The following is a 16,785-nucleotide window of genomic DNA, read 5'->3' on the forward strand; positions in this document are numbered from 1 at the left end:
AAATGATGAAATGAAACACACTATCAACAATACACGAATAAGATGTCTCTGTAGTATGACGATAGGGTAGGTGTTTTATTTGAAAAAGAAGTGGATGACCACATTATGTATTATTTGTACGATTGGGCTAGTTGGCTGTCAGGTGAAATCTGCGGATGAGAAAAAGCAAGAACAACCAATTCAAGAGTCAGAGAGAAAAGCTGAGGATTTAAAAAAGCCCGTTGCTATTGAACAACAACAAACAGAATCTGTCGTTGTTGAAATTGTAGACCCTTCTACAAAAGCTATTATCCAAACAATTTCGCCGAAAGAAATGGGCTATGAACGTGATAAACAATCGTATACAAAGCAAATTGAGCAATTAGCAAAAGAGTTGGCGAGAGGGAATGAAAAAACGGCAGGCTATGATAAGCGTATGATACTCGATAAGCTGGACGATCAAGGAAAACTAATGAAAGGTAGTCCTTTAATTGTTTTAAAAGAAAGTGAATTAGTAGATAGAATATTAGAAGCATCAGCTATTGGTGGTAAAGTGGAGATGCCTCTTTATATTACTGAAAGCGGATATTATTTAGAAGATATTCCTTTGTTAGAAAACGTAGTTGTTGCATCCTATACAACTTACTTCAATACCTATGATGTAGGCAGAAATAAAAATATTGAGCTTTCTGCGAAGGCAATCAATAATGTAATCGTTGGAAGTGGGGATTATTTCTCGTTTAATACAGTAGTTGGCCCTAGAGACGAAGCGAATGGTTATCAACCCGCACCAGAAATCATCAACAAAAAGGTTGTGATGGGCATTGGGGGAGGTATTTGTCAAACGTCTTCAACCTTGTTTAACGCAGTTGATCAAATACCTGTAAAATTTGTAGAACGTCATCACCATTCTTTAGATGTAGGGTATGTTCCAAAAGGAAGAGACGCAACTGTTTCTTATGGTGGTTTAGATTTTAGATTCCACAATACTAGTGATGTACCATTTTTAATAAAAGCTAACTATAGTAAAAACTCTCTTACAGTTGAGGTAAGAACAGCAGAAAAATTTGTAGAAGTCTTGAAAAAGTCATAGTAATTTTAAAAGACACTTAAGCTAAAGGTGTCTTTTTTTTGGTGTCATGCTGTAGGTAAATTGAGGAATTTCAGTATAATCGTGTTATTGGAAAAGGGGAAAAATAATGCATCCAAAGCTACAAGCGATTCTATCGATTTTTACCAGGTAACATACCCAGAAGATGCTTGCATTATAGTTGCTGATCCTGTAGCCAAGTATCGTGGAACAACAACTGAAAAGTCTCTAAGCCTAGGAAAGTTTATGAGGGAAGAGCGAGGTTCTGAAGATTTTAGAATGGCGTATATTGTATCTGCACAGCCCATTTTTGATGGTGGGAAAGTAATCGGTGTGTTAAGTGCCATTATTTCGAATGAAAAAATGGACGGGATGCGATTATTAGCAACTGAGTTTTCGAGTTCTGTTGAAGAAATAACTGCAACGAATGAAGAGTTAGCAGTAGCAAGTGTAGATGTATCCAATCGCTTGGTGGAGCTTTCCAAGTTTTCAGAATCAATGACTGGCGATATTCAACAAATCAATACGATTGTTAATTTAGTAAAAGATTTGCTATGAAATCTAAAATTCTTGGATTAAATGCTTCTATCGAGGCTGCTCGTTCAGGGGAGCATGGAAGGGGCTTTGCTGTAGTAGCATCTGAAATACAGAAAATATCGCAAAGTAGTACGGATAGTGCCGAAAGCATTACAAACCAATTAGAAAGCATTAAACAATCTATTGATCAAGTCAATGAATCTGCAAATCAAATCGCAACGTTTACCCAGCAATTTTCTGTGAGTATGCATGAATTAACCGATGCTTATAATGGAATTAATAGCGCAGCAGAAAAATTAATGCATATAAGCGAAGTAAAGGCTTAATAACTTCACGAAATTATGCCCAGGCATAATTGATAAGGATAATAGCAAATTAATCGCTATTATCCTCTTCGTCTAAATAATATTCAAAATTTCTTGTGGTGTAGCAACTTTATAATCGGGCTCCTCTTGTTGTACAATTTCAATAGAGTCATATCCCCAACCAACCCAAATAATAGGCACTCCCGCTTTTTTGCAGGCTGCGATATCTCTTTGTTCATCACCAATGTACAAAACTTCTGATGGTGTAATGCTTTTGTCCTTTAAAAATTTCTTAATCACTTTATCCTTTCCAAAAATTCGGTTTGAACAAAGAACATCTGACACACATTGAATGCCGTTCATTTTTAGAAATTCTAAAATGTTCTCCTGTGAATTGGAGGAAATGATAAGTATTTTATAGCCCCTTTTATCAATTTCCATTAGGACTTCCTTCATACCGTTATAAAGATGAACATCATTTAATGACTGACGATATAAGCGATAAAATTGAGGTAAAATCATCGGCAATTTATACATAGGAAAGTCAAATAATTTACTTCGTTCCGCTATAGATAATTTTTTTAATGATTCAATTTCCTTTAACTCTATTCCTTTAAATTTATATTTTTGCGCAATTGTATTCCAAGCTGATGCTAACACTGCCGTAGAATCTGCCAATGTTCCATCAAAATCAAAGATAATATATTTCATGTAAACTATCTCCTTTATAATCTAGTTGTAAAGACGTTTTTTATTTGAAAATGTTACTGCCTATACTTAAAAAAATGACATGATTATACAGGATATGAAACAGAGGAGTACAAATAACTCTAGATGAGCAATTTTTTCATTAAATTATCATAACGTGTGGTTGATTTCCGTTCCGACTGGGCGTTTTGACGCTGACGCTTCGCTTTCGCGCAGAGCAAAGCTTCCTGAAGGCGTCCGATGAGCCACTTGGGCCAACAGGGTTTTCGTCTGTGCGAAAGCATAGTGTCAACAACAAAAGGGTGTCATGAAGGCGTTATCGCAGGACGTGATAACGCCTTCGTTCCTCTATTGATTTTGAGTGGGGGTGGCATAAAAGTACCTGTCACCCGTTGGTATTAAAGCTGGGTGACAGGTACGACTATAATGAAGCATTTTCAGTTTTTTTTCGTTTTTTTATTAAATAATAGGCATTTACAGAGGAAGTAATAGGAATGATAAGTGCGATTCCAATACCTGCACAAAAAATCATAATAATTTCGGTGGCGAATATTTTAGAATTTATAATTTCGCTAATGGAATAAGATAAATCTTTAAACCATATGAGCAAGCTTAAATATCCACCAAAGAAAGCGAAAAATAATGTATTTGTATCTGTACCTAAAATGTCCTTTCCAATGCTTAAACCTGTTGTAAATAATTTTCTTCTGCTTATTAACGGGTTATGGTGAAGAATCTCATGCATGGAAGTGGCAATGGAAATGGCAACATCCAAAATCGCACCAATTGTACTCATAATAATAACGGAAGCTCCAATTTGTACAAAATTGACGCCAATATTAAGAGAGAATATGCTAATTTCTTCAACGGATTCTTCCCCAAATCCTCGAATCATTGATTTCTCCGTTACAAAAACAATGAAAAGTAATAAAACTACAATCGTAATCATCGTAGAAATAAAAGCGGTCATCGTTTTACTATTCATTTCATTAATAAAAAATAGGCTAATCCAACTTATGACGGTACAGGCAATAAGCGTTAATAAAACTGGACTATTCTTCGGATTGGTCATTAAAAAAATAGTAATAAAGAGTACCCCAAAGTTTAAAAATAAAGATAGAAAAGATTTCACTCCTTTTTTTCCACCAATAACGATCATCAATATGAATAAAATGGTTGTTAACCATACTAATACATTCATTATTTTGCCCTCTTTCGATTAATGAAAAAAATAGAAGTGTAAAGACTAATGGGAATCGTTAAGACAACACCAATCCCACCTGCTAGGGCACGAGCTAATTCTAACGAAAGGTTCATGGAAAGTGTTTGCCCTAATGGATAAGAATTTTTTAAATATAAAATTAACATAGGAATTGAGCCAGAAATATAAACGAAGAACAAAATACTTGTAATCGTTCCCATAACGTCTTTCCCGATATCCATTCCAGAAGTTCTTAAAGCTTGGTCAGAAATATCTTGGTTTTGCTCAAATAATGCGAACATAGAAGAAGCCATTGTTATGGAGACATCCATTACAGCCCCTAGTGCCCCAATAAATAACCCAGCCATAAATATCACTCGATAAGGTCGTGTTAAAAATTGCATTTCTTCATATCGAAGCCCATTCTCGGATGTAACCCACAGGACTAAAAAGCTAATTAATAACGAAATAAATGTTCCTAAAAGTGTTGCAACAATCGCTGCATATGTTTTTTCATTCAAGCCGTTAATGAGAATTAAAGAAATGATTGTAAATAAAAGAACACATACCCCACTTATAAATATCAAATTTATATTTGAATGCACATATAAATCCAAGGCGAAAGATAATACAAGGGAGTTTACAATTAAACTGATGATTGAAAATAATCCTTGTCTTTTACCAACAATCAGCAATGCAAAAATAAAAATCCACGCTACTATTAAGACGAACTGATCACGTTTCACGTCTAAAATAGTCCCAGTTAAATCTCCATTCTTGTCTGTACTTGCTTTAATGGAAACAAATAATTTATTGCCAACTTGATACTCTTGATCGAAGGCTCCGGATGCTGAATACTCATTTGTAAAATGAATAAGCTTACCCTTTTCTCCACCATTTTTTAATACAGCTGTAATAAGCTGAGTAGATAAATGATCATCATTTTCATACATATCCTTTACAGGATTCGATTCTGTTAATTCCGTTTTTATAACTTCTGCAATTGGACGATCATAAAATTCTTCGTTGTGATAAACGAAAAAAACAGAAACGATGAAGCAAATAGTAATAAAGGTATAAAATATAACTTTGTTATACGATTTTTTTTTCAAGATGTTTTGCAATAAAAAAACCTCCATTGAGGGAAGAGAATTTAATCCTATACGTTGTGTTCATTGTTAGAGTTGACACGAATAATGACTCACAATATTACTATAATTTTTTTGTCAAGCAGAGTAAAAAAAGTGCCATGTATAAAGAACGTGCTAATTGAAAAGAAGTTTCTTAATGAAATAATACGGCTAATGGCTTTTTAGCGACCTAAGTTAGTTATAGCATTATTAAATTAGTGTTATTCATTGATGTGAGTTTTAATTTTGCTTGGGAGCGGAAAAGCGGCTCGTCCTTGATTATAGCAGAAAACCATCCTTTTCTATTTAAGTGGATAAAAATTTGATGAAGGAATTTGTGTTCTTTATAATATTGTGAGAGATTAGTAGGAACTATTGAATTCGCAAGGAGGTAAAAGTGATGAAAACTGTATTCGCAAAAGGCTTAACAGAAAAAGAGGTGAAATCTTACAGATTGCTTGGAGATTTGCTGTCAAAGGGGGAAGTCTGCCTTTTTTAAGCAAATTTCATATCGAAAACAGATTCCGGAAGCTTTTGCCTTCTTATTTTAACAATTGTAGTCAATAATTTTTGATGATCTTGTATAAATATATTTACGCATTGTAGCGCCGGTTCTGTCCGGCGCTTTTTTACGTTCCGTTGTGAAATATAAGAAATATTTCCCTATTTGTAGGGTTTTTTCGCACTTTTAAGGCGCCGTTCTTTCGGCGCCTTCTTTGTGTTTTAACTTTTTTCCGGCGGATTTCATGGAATCGGAAAGGAGTTCAATATAGGATGTTAGCTTAAAATCATCGCATCCATGCGATAAGTCCAAATTGTATTGTCTAGCTTCAATCCACTGTCTTGGCGCAAAGGTGAACCAGAAGAAGTAGCAGAGTAGCAGAAGCGGTCCTATTCTTAGCTTCAGATAAAGTAAGCTTCATGGCTGGAGCTATTGTCTCTGTTGACGGTAGTTTGACTGTATAAATTTCATTTTTCTTTGGCACAGCCACACCTTTGATCTTTATTAATGACCAAAGGTGGTGGCTGTTTTTATATCTTCATTTTAAGTAGTAACATTGAAAATGCAACGACAACAAAATTGATTTAGAGAAAAAATTATTAAGAATTATCTGGATAATAAAATCAAATAGTGTTATCGTAAGAAATAGCTAAATAAAAATATCCTTCAGGGTAGGGTGAAATTCCCAATCGGCGGTGATGAAGCAATTCAAAGTCCGTGAGCGCAAGCTGATTTGGTGCAAATCCAAAACCGACAGTTATAGTCTGGATGGGAGAAGGGTAAAAGTAAGAGCTTTTTAAATTTGCTTGAGTTTATAAGGTTTATTTGATTATGCTTTTAACTACTTCCCATCGTTTAAGTTGGGAAGTTTTTTTATCTTCTTTCAGTAGGCGTTTAGACACCCACCGAAATAGAGGAACTCAGGCTAAGAACTTCACATCCTGTGAAAACGCCTGACCTAAAGCCTCCGGACACAATTACGCCAAGGCGAAGTTGATTTATTATTTAGCTAACAAATTGAATAGCAGTAGTTCTTCGGGGTAGGGTGAAATTCCCAATCGGCGGTGATGAAGTAATTCAAAGTCCGTGAGCGCAAGCTGATTTGGTGCAAATCCAAAACCGACAGTTATAGTCTGGATGGGAGAAGAACGATGAGATGGTAGCCTATGGAAAATTTTAATATCCTTAAGGTTTATTTGTCGACGTCTTATTTATATGAACTCCCAAACCCCTTTAATCAAAGGGGTTTTTTATTTGAACAGAAATTTTTGATTGAGGGAGGAGGTACATAGGGCTCCAAAAGTGGAAGAGTTAAGGCTTAAACCAAAGAATAGAAGCGGGTGAAAAAATGTTTACAGGAATTATTGAGGATATTGGTACCGTAAAAACCTTGCAAAGCGATCGACAAAGTATGAAAATTACCGTTATTTCGAAGAAAATGGTAGAGGATGTAAAGCTCGGGGATAGTATAGCGGTCAATGGTGTATGTTTAACAGTCATATCTTTTAATGAACAGGAGCTTACGATGGATGTCATGCCTGAAACGGTAAAGGCAACAAATTTACAGCAGCTCGCAATTGGAGATTCGGTAAATTTAGAGCGCGCTATGTCAGCGAATGGGCGATTCGGTGGTCATTTTGTATCTGGGCATGTAGACGGAGTAGGGAAAATAGTACGCAAGCGGCCGTTAGCAAATGCAGTCTATATTGATATAGAACTATCAAAGGAGTTAACGAGTTTCTGTATTCCAAAGGGCTCCATCACAATTGACGGAACGAGCTTAACACTCTTTCATGTCGAGAAAAACGGTGTCACAGTATCGTTGATACCCCACACGTACAAGGAAACAATTTTAGGTATGAAGAAAATTGGTGATCTCGTCAATATAGAAACTGATTTAGTAGGAAAATACATTTTACATCAACTTAAGTATGGTCAGGAACCGCCGACCATTACAAAAGGCTTCTTAGCACAAAACGGTTTTTAATCAACAAGGAGGTGGCGAAATTGCTACATTCGATTGAAGAAGCAATTGAGGATTTAAAGCAAGGAAAGATAATTATTGTAGTAGATGACGAGGATCGGGAAAATGAAGGGGACTTACTAGCACTTGCGGAATTTATGACCCCTGAAACGATTAACTTTATGGCTACCTATGGAAGAGGTCTTATATGTACGCCCATTTCCCAGCAGCTCGCACAAAAATTAGCATTAAACCCTATGGTTAGTGTGAATACAGATAATCATCAAACAGCATTTACCGTTAGTATTGATCATGTTGACACAACAACTGGAATTAGCGCCTTTGAACGGGCAATGACTATACAGAAAATGCTCGAACCACAAGCAAAAGATGCGAATTTTCGTAAACCAGGCCATGTATTCCCACTAATAGCAAAGGAAAATGGAGTATTAGAGCGTAGGGGACATACGGAAGCTACAATAGATTTGGCAAAGCTTTGTAATAGCGTTCCTGCCGGAGTTATATGTGAGATTATGGGCGACGATGGCAAAATGCTACGCTTTAATGATCTCGTTAAATATGCAGCACAACATCATTTGAAAATGATTTCAATTGAAGCATTGGCAACATATCGTCAACAAATAATGGAAGAAAACACAATGACTAGATAAAAAGGCTTATCACCAAAAGTTGGGGGAAGTTCATTTTAAAACGTATACCATGTATATTGTTGATCTTCGCTACGACTGGGCGACTCCTTGGGGATTAGCAAATAGAGGAACGAAGGCTAAGACCATCACATCCTGTGATAACGCCTTCGTGACCAACATCGTGCCGCTGACGCTACGTTAGCACTACGCTTTCGCGCAAAAAATATCTGTTGGCCCGAGACCATGGAGCGAGCTTTGCGAGTGAAGCGGGTCATCGGACACCCCCAGGAAGCTCTGCTCTGCGCGAAAGCGAAGCGGCAGCAACAAATGTTTTATCTGTGCGAAAGCAAAGCGGCAGCAACAACAAAGCACCCAGCCGGAACGGAAATCAACCACACGAAATGGTAATGAGCCATAAAAAAGGAGAAAAGAAAAATGGTTAAAACATTTGAAGCGCAATTAATTGGTACAGATTTAAAAATAGCAGTAGTAGTAGGTCGTTTCAACGAATTTATTACAAGTAAATTATTAGATGGTGCATTAGATGGTTTAAAGCGTCATGGAGTTGATGAGAATTCAATCGACATAGCATGGGTTCCTGGAGCATTTGAAGTTCCATTCATCGCAAAACAGTTAGCAGAAACAAAGAAATATGATGCAATTATTGGATTAGGGACGGTTATTCGTGGCTCAACAACACATTATGATTATGTATGTAATGAATCAGCAAAAGGAATTGCAAATGTGTCGCTAACTACAAATGTACCTGTTATTTTTGGCATTGTTACTACTGAAAATATTGAACAAGCAATTGAGCGCGCAGGGACTAAATCAGGAAATAAAGGCTATGACGCAGCAATGTCTGCTATTGAAATGGCTAATTTAAAGAAGATGATTGGATAAATATTACCTAATAATAGGGTGGGAATTTTAACGCTAAATTATTCTGACAAGCATTTTAAAAAGCGTATTTCCTTGAATATTTTTTAAAAGCATGGAGAAAATATCCGTAAGTGTATTTATGTTATTTTTCATAAATGTACTAATTTGGAGCTGAATCAGTAGGAGATGATAGATATTTCTTCAATGGAACAAGAGTTAAATTTGAAATCTTTGAAGTCACTATTTCAACGCTCTGCTGATGTAATATTCCAAGAGTATGTCTTTCGTCAACATAAAGTACACTTGATAAAATGTGATGCGATGATAAATGAGCGGTTACTGCAGACCGTTATTGTGCAACGAGTTCAATCTTTATTTACCGCAACTTCGGATGAATTGTTAGCGGAGCATATACAAAATCATTTACACATTCCCCGTCTTCAGAGAATAACAAGTAAAGATGAGGCCATCACAAGAGTCTATAAAGGGCATGTTTTACTATATTTCGAAGATATGGATTTGCTGTATTCAAGTTATATCGCTAAAAAACCAAATCGAGAGCCTAAAGAAACAACTCTTGAATTAGTTATCAAAGGTCCGAGAGATGATTTTATTGAGGATGTTTTAATTAATATTGCTTTAATACGAAAACGATTACCGACTAATTCATTAAGTGTTGAGACATATGAGCTTGGCAAACGATCCAAAACAACCGTAGCTGTACTTTATTTAGAAGATGTCGTAAATAAAAACATGCTTGAGAAAATAAAAATGCAGCTCCAGCGAGTTGATGCAGATGTTATATTTAGCGGAGATATATTGATGGAAAGGATTGAGCAGAGCGATAAAATTCTGCCTAAACATGATTATACTGGACGTCCGGATTTTGCTGTCCAAGCTTTAAGTAGAGGGCGCATTATCATCGTAGTTGATGGAGTATCTTATGTGATTATTACACCTGCAAATGCAATGTTACTTTTTAAATCCGGTGAGGATAATGAACATCCGATTATTGTAAGTTCTATGGAGCGTTTACTGAGAATAGTTGCTATTTTAATAAGTGTACTTTTACCAGGTTTTTGGCTTGCACTTTCAACCTATCATCAAGAGCAATTGCCATTCATCCTATTGGCAACAGTCGTTGAATCAAGAACGGGGCTCCCATTTCCAACAATTCTTGAAATATTAATGATGCTTTTTATGTTTGAATTATTTCGGGAGGCAAATATACATCTACCCAATGTTATTAGTGGTTCCATAAGCGTTGTCGGGGGATTAATTATTGGAGATGCTGCGATTAAATCAGGTGTTACGAGTCCTTCCATGATTATCGTCATAGCTACATCAAGTATTGCAGCTTTTACACTCGTCAATCAATCAATTGTATCAGCAATGAGTATTCTCAGGATAATCATTGTTTTAGCATCTGCATTTTTGGGGTTATTTGGATTCTTCGTTTCGGTGTTTTTCATCCTTCTATATATTGCAAATTTACGAGTATTAGGTGTTCCATATTTAACTATGGGAGCGGATTTAAATTGGCCGGACATAAAAAAATCTTTAGTTCGCCTATCTCCTTCGGGTTACAGTAAGCGACCGAAATTTTTAAATGTTCAGGATGAAACAAAGACATCGAGTAGGAAAAAATAAATACTTCGAATGAAAAGATCAGGTTTTTATAGGCCTGATCTTTTTTTTATTTCCAAACAGACTCCCATTTCAACAATGAGAAAGTATAGTCCAAAAGTAGGAGGAGAAGGTTGATATAGTCAAAACGGGCTTGAGATGATAAACTAAGAACCAATATTCTTATTTAAAGTGGCGAAGAATCCTGAATCGTATTTTCGAACAGTGTGTTTAAGATGGATGTACAAGGGTAAATAGCCATTGTAGTTCAAAACTTCTAAGTTTCTTACTTCTCTTCATCTGATTTTCGGTAGGAAGAGCGATTCACTGCGCAAATAATGATCTTTAAACAACCATAAAAAAAGAAGTATATTGTAGTATAATAGGGTTGTTGGATATGAAATTGTTCCCTAGGTTGAAAGTATGAGATGATGATGTCAACTAACGACTAACAATTTTTATGTAATGCGAAAGCCAAGCTCAATTAAATTAAGATATTATTCATGTCAATAGATGAGGAAGTACCAGTTTGTATGAAAACACGAAAAATAAAACTAATTTTAATACTATCAACTCTCTTATTAGTATTGTTTACAAGTTTAAACATCTTTACATCCTATATAAAAATGAAAAAGACAGTAGAAGAGTCTATAGCTAACCAAAGTCTGGAAGCGGCTATTTCTATCGCATCTACTATTGATGTAGAGGCGTACAAACAATTTTTAGATAACCCCGAGGAAAATGAGTATTATTGGCAAATAAGAAGCTACTTAAACGATGCAAGAGTAAAAATAGGTGCTTTATTTGTTTATACATTAGATATTGAAAATCCGAAGGTATCTAAAGCAATGATCATGGGTTTACCAAGTGAAGTTAAAGGCTTTTATATCGGAATGGACTGTACAGTACCCGAGACACAAGTGCAAAAAGCTTATAATGGAGAAACATTTACAACAGACGTAATACAAGATTCTATATATGGCTCCTACTTAACTGTTGGTGCACCGATTAAGGATGAAAAAGGGGCGGTTATAGCATACATAGGAATTGATATTAGTGCAGACACATTAAATGACATTAAGGGAAAAGTAATCGAAGACAATCTTTTAATCTTTATTTTTAATGGTGTACTCATTTTAATGGTTACCGGCTCAGTTTTCTTCTTACAGAGATGGTATCAAAAAGAAGTAGCAGAAGAGGTTGAAGCGACAGAAGATACATATCAAGCGGAAATTAAAACTTTAATTACTTCCGTGTCCTCTTTAAGACATGATTTCACAAATCATATACAAGTATTACATGGATTTCTACAATTAGATGAACCTGATCAGGCAAAACAATATTTATCTTCATTGTCTAAAGAAGTTCATGATATAAAGTCTCTTAAATTAAATATTGATCATCCTGGCTTGTCGATTTTATTGCAAACAAAAAAACTAACGGCGCAAAATCATAATATTGATATGGATTTCACAGTCTCTCAGGATGCGTTTAATAAAATTAGAACAACGGATCTAATTAAAATCTTATCGAATTTAATAGATAATGCGATTGATGCTGCAAATGAATTATCGGAAGAACAACGTAAAATAACAATTTGCTGTGAAGCCGATGACACGCAATATAAATTACAGGTTACAAATACTGGACCAAATATTGTAGAAGCAGGGCAAATATTCAAGCGAGGATTTTCCACAAAGAAACCGGAAAATGGTAAAACAAGAGGGCAAGGCTTGTTTATTGTGAATGAAATAGTCAATAAGTACGACGGTCAAATTTCTATCGATTCATCAAAACATCTAGAGACAACCGCAATAGTAACCATTCCAATAAAGTAAATTTCGAAACTTCCTACAGAAAATTGTAGGAAGTTTTTTTATTTTTATTAATCTAAGTCCGCAACCGGCAAAGTAAAGGGGGGAGGGTTAATTGAAATATTTGCTAGTTATGCGAAATGCAGTTTCAACTATTACTTTTACATTTTTTGAGTCATTCATTTCATATAGTACTAATAATTGATGGTATTCTATTAGGGAGGAGTTGAAATATTTGGATAAATCAATCCTTGATCTATTGAGAAAGGGTGGATTTGTTTTGTATGCAAGGCATGGTCAAGCAACTGTCGGAGTAGATCAGCCATATATAAATTTCCAAGATTGTGTTACGCAAAGAAATTTGTCTGAATTTGGGCGAAGGCAAGCCGTTTACTTTGGACAACTGTTACGTCATTTACAAATTCCGATTAGTTCACCAATAATCGTAAGTCCTTTTTGTCGTACAGTTGAAACGGCACAGCTCGCATTTCCTTATTCTTATATCCAAATTGACCCAATAGGTTATGGAATTTATAAATTGGGTGGAGCTATTCCTTTTATTGAAAAAAATAATATTTTATCAAATGTGCAATCAGCGTTAGAAAGAAAGCCATCGCAAGGAATGAATCAAGTGATCGTTGCCCATAGTTTTCCTGAAGATATTGGACTAGGGAAAATTTCAAACATGGGAATGGTTATTGTTAAGCCAAATGGTCCTGGAAATGGTTTTGAAATAATAAAAAAATTAACTTTAGAAGATGTATCACTTGTAAATTAACGTAGGGATGGGAGAAAAACATGAAAATAAAAACAGTCTCACGGTGCACGTTAAATGAAACTTTAAAAGCTTGGAATAAAGGCTTTGAGGGGTATTTTGTACAAATAGAAATGAATGAAGAGGTGTTTTTAAACCGACTCGTTGGGGAAGGATTATCCCCAGAGCTATCTATCGTCGCATTTGATCAAAGTAATGCTGTTGGCATTGTATTAAATGGCTTTAGACAAATAGGTGGTAAGAAAACCTCTTGGAATGGAGGAACAGGTATCTCTCCAGACTTTCGCGGTAAAGGTGTTTCTCGTGTTTTAATGGAAGAAACCATCGCCATCTATGAAAGAGAGAATGTGGAAGTTGCAACGCTGGAAGCTATAAAAGAGAATAAGGTAGCAATTGCGCTATATGAGAAGTATGGCTATACCATTACAAATCAATTGCTCTTTTTAAGTGGCGAATATGAAGCAAAAGTAGAGAAGCCAGTCGGAATTCATGTGGAAACTATTCGTCCAGAGCAGCTACCGCATTTATCTTTTTATCTGGAGGACGTTCCTTGGCAATGTAGCTGGCAAAGCAATAAACAAGGAGAAGCTAAAGTTTTTTATAATGAGAATAATGAAGCAATTGGCTATATGTTATATAAAACTGTATGGAATCAGGAGGGAGCCATAGACAGCATAGTACTTTATCAATTAGAGCTATTAGGGAATGGCAATGTTGAACATATTCCACACTTTATCGCAAGCATTACAAAACACAAAGTAAAACTGGGAACAGTTAACTTTTTAGTAAGTAATCCTGCTACGAGCTATTTGATGGAAAACGGGCTAGAAGTGAAGACGGAGCAAGTGCAAATGAAGAAGAAAATGGATTCGTAGTTTGCGAGATGAGAAGAGTCAATTTCGACGTGAAGCTAGGTAAAATGATGTTGCTTAAATTTGGGGAGTTATAGATGTGAAGAGTTTTAAATTGAACCGTAATTGTTCCAAGTAGTTATAAAAAGAAGGTGTTATTAGTTATGAGGAAAATACTCATATGTAATTTACTAATATTGGTGTTGGTAGGTTGTACACCGGCTATAAATACCACTCCCACTGCGAAATCTATTCTTACAGAACATTCTCAAGCGGATATTCTTCAATATAATAATTTGATTTACATTAATACTACAAGCTTGGAATCGATGAAACAATTAGAATATACGAAATGTGAGATTATAGGGGAAATTATTAAAACTACAAATTCCTCTAAAAATTTTAACGATTTTTATGCTACTAAATTGGAAAGTGGAACAAAGATTTTCTCAACAAATGATAATAATACGGATACAATCATTGTGGATTTAAATGGGCAATATATACTTTATACGGTTTTGCTTGAGGGCTAGGTTGTAAACAATTGAGAATTCCAGTATACTAATCCGATAAAGAATGTAAATAAAGGATGAATTTAAATGACGTTTGAAGAAATTTTACCTCGCTTAAAGGCGGGCGAAAAAGTAATTCGTAAAGGTTGGGGCGGTGCCGAATTATATGTGAAGCTTGTTGGACAATGCGAACATGATGGCGAGACTTTGAATCCTTATTTTTTAATTAATGTACGCGGTGAGGGCTATACAATGTTCACACCGACAGTCTGTGATTTATTAGCGGAAGATTGGATAATTGTCAATTAATCGAAAGGAGCCATCTCAAATGAGGTGGTTTCTTTGTTTATAGAGGAGAGAGATCAATGACGTTCGAAGAATATATGGGCAAAACGATATTTGTGACGGGGGCTAGTTCAGGTATTGGTCAAGCTCAAGCTATTGCATTTTTAGAAAATGGGGCAAACGTATTCGGGTTTGATTTAGATGAGCAAGGGTTAGGAAAACTATATCACCAATACCCTGAACAATTTGCCTATAAAGTAGGTAGTGTATGTAATAAGGACGATGTAGAGCAAGCATTTGAAGCTGCAATTTCAAAATTTAAGCAGGTAGATATTTTATTAAATACCGCAGGCGTTTTAGATGGTTTTGCAAAAACACTCGATACAGATGAGACGCTTTGGGATAAAATTATGAATACCAATGTTAAGGGAACTTTTTTTGTGACGAATACGGTATTACCCCATATGGTAAAACGAAAATCAGGCGTCATTGTTAATATGGCATCTATTGCAGGGCTTGTTGCTGGCGGTGGTGGTGCAGCGTATACAACATCTAAACATGCGATTGTCGGCTATACGAAGCAGTTAGACTTAGATTATTGTCGTGAAGGAATTCGCGCAAATGCCATTGCACCTGGGGCCATTCAAACACCGATGAATAAGGCAGATTTTGAAGGTGATGGGGAAATGGCCAAATGGGTCGCTAATGAAACGCCTGCTGGACGCTGGGCACAACCACATGAAGTAGCGAATTTAACACTTTACTTAGCAAGTTCGGCTGCTGATTATATTCATGGAGCTATTATGCCAATCGATGGTGGCTGGCTAACGAAATAAGATTGTTCAATCATAAATTCTTCTGATATAATACGCAGGTAAGCAAAAATCTGCTTGCACTACGGCACTTCAGATAGGGCGAAAAGCTCTCTTCCTTTGGTCGTAGTTATTACTAAAATAGCGGATGTGCTATTTTACAAAGGAGAATAAAATTGAATACATCTATTGTAAAAGATTCAAGCCGTACTTCTGTAACCGAGCTTACAAAGACGGCACTTGTTGCAGCTTTATATGTGGCTGTAACTGTTTTATTGTCAGTCATAAGTTTTGGGGCAGTTCAATTACGTCTATCGGAGATGTTTAACTACCTGGCCCTCTACAATAAACGCTATGTAGTAGCCGTGACTCTAGGAGTAGTACTCGCAAATTTCATGTCACCAACGTGGATATTAGATGTACCCATTGGTGGAATTGCGACATTCCTCGTTTTAGTTCTTTGCCGAAGAGTAACGAAAAATATAACAAATGATCTTGTGAAAATGGTTATAACTGCATTGATTTTTGCTATATCAATGTTCACCGTTGCAGGACAATTAACAATTCTCTATGATCTTCCGTTTTGGGCAACATGGTTTACGGTTGGAATTGGAGAGCTATTGTCAATGACTGTTGGTGGTATGACTATTTATTTATTAAATAAAAAAATTGATTTATCGAAATAATTTTATGCATAAAAAGTGAGTCTTTTTTATGAAGTAAGGGTGCTAAGTTTTGACCACAATCTTACCTAGTACACCTTGGGCCGAGTTCATCAGCTCAAATACTTCCGCCTGAATCAGACAATATAAACCTCATCGCCCGGATTCTTACTGGTATATTCCAGCAAAAGATCCGGGCGATGATTTTTTTCGAAGAGGATCACGACTTCCAGTTCTTTAGCAATATTCCGCAGCTGTTCGTTAAACACTTTTGGACCCAGCGCCTACACAAATTGCGCATCACTAAACCTACCTTTTTCATGAATCTATGTCCACGTTATCCTAAATTTTAGTGCTATAGTTTGTCTTATTATTGTTCATCAACTTGATTACCTATGCCAGTCATAGACCAGACATTCATAGAAACAGTCGGAGGCCAAATGAGCTGTGCCAACAAGAAGGGACTCCTCTTATGGTCCATGAAGCACCACCTGAGGAGTC

The 16,785-nt window shown here is 35.9% G+C and carries 16 protein-coding genes, 1 pseudogene and 2 riboswitches; of the genes and pseudogenes, 14 read left to right on the forward strand and 3 right to left on the reverse strand.

The window, feature by feature from the left end:
* Positions 1-79 precede the first annotated feature (79 nt).
* Genes AC3WSK_RS04615 through AC3WSK_RS04625 form a run of 3 tightly spaced genes read left to right on the forward strand, consistent with a single transcriptional unit; the run spans position 80 to position 1,932 of the window.
* Complete coding sequence (locus AC3WSK_RS04615) at positions 80-1,072, forward strand: VanW family protein (RefSeq protein ID WP_492412692.1); 993 nt, start codon at positions 80-82, stop codon at positions 1,070-1,072.
* A 60-nt stretch (positions 1,073-1,132) separates the two neighbouring features.
* Complete coding sequence (locus AC3WSK_RS04620) at positions 1,133-1,627, forward strand: hypothetical protein (RefSeq protein WP_492534968.1); 495 nt, start codon at positions 1,133-1,135, stop codon at positions 1,625-1,627.
* On the forward strand, positions 1,624-1,932 hold the full coding sequence (locus AC3WSK_RS04625) for a methyl-accepting chemotaxis protein (RefSeq protein WP_492412696.1): 309 nt from the start codon (positions 1,624-1,626) through the stop codon (positions 1,930-1,932). The genes AC3WSK_RS04620 and AC3WSK_RS04625 overlap by 4 nt, the downstream gene beginning before the upstream one ends.
* Positions 1,933-2,004: 72 nt before the next feature.
* On the opposite strand, the gene AC3WSK_RS04630 is transcribed toward AC3WSK_RS04625, so the two are convergent.
* The 3 genes from AC3WSK_RS04630 to AC3WSK_RS04640 all read right to left on the reverse strand — a co-directional run bounded on the left by AC3WSK_RS04630 (position 2,005) and on the right by AC3WSK_RS04640 (position 4,959).
* A complete protein-coding gene (locus tag AC3WSK_RS04630; protein ID WP_079559961.1) occupies positions 2,005-2,622 on the reverse strand; it encodes an HAD-IA family hydrolase in 618 nt (205 codons plus the stop codon).
* 418 nt (positions 2,623-3,040) lie between these two features.
* Positions 3,041-3,820, reverse strand: a complete 780-nt coding sequence (locus AC3WSK_RS04635) for a YibE/F family protein (RefSeq protein WP_492412699.1) — start codon at positions 3,818-3,820, stop codon at positions 3,041-3,043.
* On the reverse strand, positions 3,820-4,959 hold the full coding sequence (locus AC3WSK_RS04640) for a YibE/F family protein (protein WP_427482805.1): 1,140 nt from the start codon (positions 4,957-4,959) through the stop codon (positions 3,820-3,822). Before AC3WSK_RS04640 ends, AC3WSK_RS04635 begins: the two co-directional genes overlap by 1 nt.
* Positions 4,960-6,110: 1,151 nt before the next feature.
* Positions 6,111-6,236, forward strand: a riboswitch (FMN riboswitch).
* A gap of 243 nt (positions 6,237-6,479) precedes the next feature.
* A riboswitch (FMN riboswitch) is annotated at positions 6,480-6,605 on the forward strand.
* 195 nt (positions 6,606-6,800) lie between these two features.
* On the opposite strand from AC3WSK_RS04640, the gene ribE reads away from it, so the two are divergent.
* The 11 genes and pseudogenes from ribE (at position 6,801) to AC3WSK_RS04695 (ending at position 16,308) form a co-directional block, all read left to right on the forward strand.
* Positions 6,801-7,439: a riboflavin synthase gene (gene ribE, locus AC3WSK_RS04645; protein WP_492412701.1), complete on the forward strand. Its 639-nt coding sequence runs from the start codon at positions 6,801-6,803 to the stop codon at positions 7,437-7,439.
* A gap of 20 nt (positions 7,440-7,459) precedes the next feature.
* A pseudogene (gene ribB / locus AC3WSK_RS04650) lies at positions 7,460-8,083 on the forward strand (3,4-dihydroxy-2-butanone-4-phosphate synthase); the annotation flags it as partial.
* Between the two features lie 417 nt (positions 8,084-8,500).
* Complete coding sequence (gene ribH, locus AC3WSK_RS04655) at positions 8,501-8,968, forward strand: 6,7-dimethyl-8-ribityllumazine synthase (protein WP_349660789.1); 468 nt, start codon at positions 8,501-8,503, stop codon at positions 8,966-8,968.
* Positions 8,969-9,133: 165 nt separating this feature from the next.
* Positions 9,134-10,597, forward strand: coding sequence for a spore germination protein (locus AC3WSK_RS04660; RefSeq protein WP_492412703.1), 1,464 nt, complete (start codon positions 9,134-9,136; stop codon positions 10,595-10,597).
* Positions 10,598-11,106: 509 nt separating this feature from the next.
* Complete coding sequence (locus AC3WSK_RS04665) at positions 11,107-12,411, forward strand: sensor histidine kinase (protein WP_079559967.1); 1,305 nt, start codon at positions 11,107-11,109, stop codon at positions 12,409-12,411.
* Positions 12,412-12,622: 211 nt separating this feature from the next.
* On the forward strand, positions 12,623-13,165 hold the full coding sequence (locus tag AC3WSK_RS04670; protein ID WP_492412706.1) for a histidine phosphatase family protein: 543 nt from the start codon (positions 12,623-12,625) through the stop codon (positions 13,163-13,165).
* 20 nt (positions 13,166-13,185) lie between these two features.
* Positions 13,186-14,037, forward strand: a complete 852-nt coding sequence (locus AC3WSK_RS04675; RefSeq protein WP_079559969.1) for a GNAT family N-acetyltransferase — start codon at positions 13,186-13,188, stop codon at positions 14,035-14,037.
* 140 nt (positions 14,038-14,177) lie between these two features.
* Positions 14,178-14,546, forward strand: a complete 369-nt coding sequence (locus tag AC3WSK_RS04680) for a hypothetical protein (RefSeq protein ID WP_079559970.1) — start codon at positions 14,178-14,180, stop codon at positions 14,544-14,546.
* Positions 14,547-14,612: 66 nt separating this feature from the next.
* Positions 14,613-14,834: a DUF2829 domain-containing protein gene (locus AC3WSK_RS04685; protein WP_079559971.1), complete on the forward strand. Its 222-nt coding sequence runs from the start codon at positions 14,613-14,615 to the stop codon at positions 14,832-14,834.
* A 56-nt stretch (positions 14,835-14,890) separates the two neighbouring features.
* Complete coding sequence (locus tag AC3WSK_RS04690; RefSeq protein WP_427482797.1) at positions 14,891-15,646, forward strand: 3-oxoacyl-ACP reductase; 756 nt, start codon at positions 14,891-14,893, stop codon at positions 15,644-15,646.
* 152 nt (positions 15,647-15,798) lie between these two features.
* Entirely contained in the window at positions 15,799-16,308 is a 510-nt protein-coding gene (locus AC3WSK_RS04695) for a QueT transporter family protein (protein ID WP_079559973.1), read from the forward strand.
* Positions 16,309-16,785: the final 477 nt, after the last annotated feature.

Source organism: Lysinibacillus sp. EB271-A1-10B (assembly GCF_058791335.1).